Origin of the sequence: Xanthomonas dyei, from assembly GCF_002939865.1 — a bacterium.
Lineage (GTDB): Bacteria > Pseudomonadota > Gammaproteobacteria > Xanthomonadales > Xanthomonadaceae > Xanthomonas > Xanthomonas dyei.
On record NZ_MDEE01000089.1, the window covers coordinates 1 to 4,035 of the forward strand.

Consider the following 4,035-nt stretch of genomic DNA (forward strand, 5'->3'; position numbering starts at 1 on the left):
GCGCTTGATCTGTTCTTCGTCCATCACTGCACTCATCGATGTCTCCTCTGAAAACTAACACCTGAGCAGAGTTTCAGTGGGTCATTACAGAAGCATCGGCGGTTCCTGGTGACCTTCTTCAGCAAACTGGTAAAAGCCAAGGCGATTCCCATGTCGCCGATGGACGCATTCCCCGAAATCAAGAAAGACCTGGTCGTGGACCCGAACAAGCCCGAGCGCTTGTTTGACGAGGAAGAGCTTCAGCGCATCTTTTCACCCAAGACGTTCACCGCCTGGGCCAAGAAGTATCCGCATCGGTGGTGGCTGCCCATGATCTCGCTCTACACGGGCGCGCGCATCAACGAGCTCGCTCAGCTGAAGGTGGCCGACATCGTTGAAGAGGCAAAAGTCTGGTGTATCCGCATCCAAAAAACGGTCGACGCCGATCTCAGGCATAAGGATCGAGACAGGAGCCGTCAAAGCCTGAAAGGCAAAGCAGCAGTTCGCACCCTGCCCATCCCCAAACCATTGCTGGATGCTGGTTTCCTGGATTTCATTGAGGACATCAAGGCTTGCGGGCACCCTCGCCTCTTCCCGCACCTGTCTGCGGGCGTCAACCGGGAAACGGGTGAGACCAATGCGCGATACAGCCAAGGAGCCGTGAACCAGTTCAGCAGCTACATGAAGACCTTAGGCTTCGGAAAGGGGATCGGCGCTCACGCCTTCCGCCACACGCTCGCCACAGAGCTTCACCACAAGAACGTGTCCGACCAAGACATCGCCCTCATCACCGGCCATTCGTTGCGGAAGAACGTCCCGGTCTTGCACGACGCTTATTTCCACAAGAAGCCAAAGCTTGCCAGGGCCACGCAGATAAGAATTCTGGCGAAATACAAGCCGCCGGTTGAGCTGCCCAAGTATGAGCTAGGCCAGTTTGCGGACTGCTTGGCAGACCCGAGCAAGTTCTATCCGTAATGTAGAAAAAGCGAAGTAGGTCGCAAAAGACCGGAATCCCAGCTTGTGCTACCCAATTCGTTTTGCACTAATGGTCACCATAGGATTTATCCCTGCGACCAAAAGGAGTTTGATGCATGTCGAAGGTCACCCTGATCAACCAGACCGAAGAAACCGTTCGCCTAGTGTTGTTCCAGAAGCCAGTCAGGAATCCCACGCTCGCAACCATTGCTTGGCGGGTTGTCGCCCCGCCACCGGGCGGCAGTTCAACGGTAGACATCCCGTCCGACTTCAGTGTGCAGGCGCGCTACTCCTACGATCCGAATAACCCGAGCAATCTGGATACATCGACCAAGCCGGTGAGCTTTTCTGAGACCTCGGCTTCGTTTTCGATCGACGGCGTGGTGTCGCAGGCCCCCCGCGCAAACGTCGCGGTAATCAACCAATCGTTTACCGATCTGGTGCCTAGCGAGGTGTGGATTCGCAACAACTTCAGCATCAGCGCTGAAACCACGATCTACCGTGGCGGGGACGCGATCTTCGAAGCACAGGTGATCTGGCCGGGCGGCCTCTTCCTGGAAAACATCGAAACGAGCATGTATGTGGCCGTCGTCTCCCAGTTCACCTACAAGGGCCAGCGCTTGGTGCAAGAAGAGCTTTGCGTGACCCAAACCGAGATCCCGGAGGACGGCTCGATCATAGTGACTGGCTCGATGTGGACCGACTATTCGCTCTCAGCAACTTAAGCCAATCTTATAGACGAAGCCCATTTGCATTTCTACTTTAAAAAATTTTACGAGCCAAGATTTGCCGCGCAATGTGTGGGCCCCAGCTGACACCACCAGTCTTCTCTTCAGATCTAATGGCATCTCGTGGCAAAGGGCTATATGGATCAAAGATGCTATTTATCCGAGGGTGGAAGCACCGTCGCAGCCCGCATTGCGTGAGGGAATCGCTACTCCGGCCTGTCAGCTGCCTGCTTCTGGCTTCTGACTACGGTTGACCAGTGATCACAAGGCCGGACTGGCCCATCGATCACTTCAGTGGGGCGACGTTTTTGAGCGTAAGCGCCCACTTTCCGCAGTTCGCCAGGACGTGTCTCGAAGCAGCAGCAAGCACCTCGTCTCAGTTATCCTCAGGCTTCACGTCCAGAATACACATACAATCGTTCAGGCTCGCTGCGCGGCCATTACTCTAGTAGACGGCTCGCCTATGTAATTCGGAATGCCCGGGCGACAAGGGTTGCCCATCACGAAAAGGAGTTTCATCTTGTCCAGGAATTCGTTCAAATCATTATGCTTTGCTGCATCGACGTGGCTTGGAATGTCAGCCGCGCTTTCCTTCGGGGGTGTCGCTCACGCGCAGATTGGCACCAACGACCCTTTGTCGTCACAACAATGGAATCTCAATGTCATCCGTGCTCCTCAGGCGTGGGCTATAGCACAAGCAACTGGAGAGAAGGTCCGTATTGCCGTTATCGATACCGGTTATTCAGGGCATCCAGATATCAGCTGGGCCAAAGACGGAGGCGGCAAAGATCTATACTTGGCTGCGGGTGCTGACGGGAGCAATGGAAACGATAGTTCTTATCTAGACTCTTACACTCCTGGAACGCATGTTGCAGGCATCGTGGCTGCACGGACGGGAAATGGTGAGGGGACTTCAGCTGTATGTCCACAATGCGAAGTCCTGTCGATCAGGACAGACCTCTCCGATGCAAACCTTGCTCATGCAATTCGCCTCGCGGTTCAGTCGGGCGCAAAGGTTATCAATCTTAGTCTCAGTGCGGCCAATCAGACATGTAACAACTTCGAAAACACAAAGCGTGCGATTGAAACCGCATCCGCGGCAGGACTCTCAGTCGTTGCCGCCGCCGGCAACCACAACACCCCTGAGGTCACATACGACCTCTCAGATCTACCGACCAGTGCCGTGGATGTCACCAACGTCTTTCCGGCATCGTGCCCTGGCGTCATTTCTGTTGGCGCCTCGGTAGGCACAACCGAATACTCCAATGTGGCGGCGCCTTACACCAATGGTGGACCGTCATTGACACTGATGGCTCCCGGTGGTGGGGGAACCGCCGAGGATGGACTCTACGGCGCGGGGCTCGGCGCCTGCTCGCTTGTCAAAAATATCAACGATAACGTGAGCACCACCAGAGTCGGAGTGTTGTCTGCGTGGTCATTGGGCACAGGAATCCAGTGGCAACATTGCTACCGCTATCTCTCTGGAACCTCAATGGCGACGCCACACGTCAGCGGAGTTATTGGCTTAATGCTATCCGCGAATCCTGCGCTGTCGCCACCGCAGATCAAAGACCTTCTTCAACGCACTGCGACACCGATGAATTGTGCAAACCAAACCTGCGGAGCCGGCTTACTGAATGCCGAGGCTGCGGTGGCCGCAGCGCGTTCGACATCAGGTAATGCGACCGTAACTGGCGCCTGTCGCTACAACTTTGGTGACGCCGCGCTACAGCCCGCTGCCTGCACCTTGGGGACGATGAGCGAGTCCCCCGGCGGGACGGAAACGGTCACCGCGTATGGAAATGTGTGGACATTTGATTCGCAAGGTCAGCCGCTGGACCTGCCGCTGCCCCTAAGTAGCTCTGCACGATATGCCAGAGCTGATGGGCCGTGCACGTCGCGGTATGTTGCCAGCACCGACGTCTGCGACTTTGAAACACGTGCCGAGGTCGATTACCCCGGGATAGGCTATCTGGAATCAATCACCGCCTATGGCCGTTATTGGAACTTCGACGCCAACGGCAATCCTTTTGGTCCTCAAGGTGAAAGTCTCAGCACAGTGGCCCGCTATGTGGCTGCGGGGGGGCCATGCTTTGATAAGCCGATCTGTCGATTCGGGACGCGTGTTTTGGTTAATTTCCCAGAATTCGGCGGATTGGTGGAGTCGGTCAGCGGCTATGGCAACTATTGGCTATGGGACGCCAGCGGCAAGCTGCTAGCTTCAGGACCGCTGGAAAGCATCGCGCGTTACGGCGTGATCTCGACGTCCCCCCGCCCTGAGTAGCGATCGGGTTTAGAGTCCGGGGTTGATGATATCGGTGTTTGCCAGATGTTGGGCATAAGCGGACGGCGT

At 55.9% G+C, this 4,035-nt stretch carries 2 protein-coding genes and 1 pseudogene; all 3 read left to right on the forward strand.

Annotated features, from left to right (window positions below; translation table 11 throughout):
- Positions 1–81: 81 nt before the first annotated feature.
- Positions 82–954: pseudogene (locus XdyCFBP7245_RS23145) on the forward strand (site-specific integrase); the annotation flags it as partial.
- Between the two features lie 116 nt (positions 955–1,070).
- A complete protein-coding gene (locus tag XdyCFBP7245_RS23150; RefSeq protein ID WP_146091731.1) occupies positions 1,071–1,679 on the forward strand; it encodes a hypothetical protein in 609 nt (202 codons plus the stop codon).
- Between the two features lie 523 nt (positions 1,680–2,202).
- Positions 2,203–3,966, forward strand: a complete 1,764-nt coding sequence (locus tag XdyCFBP7245_RS23155; protein WP_158255536.1) for a S8 family peptidase — start codon at positions 2,203–2,205, stop codon at positions 3,964–3,966.
- The last annotated feature ends 69 nt before the right edge of the window (positions 3,967–4,035 follow it).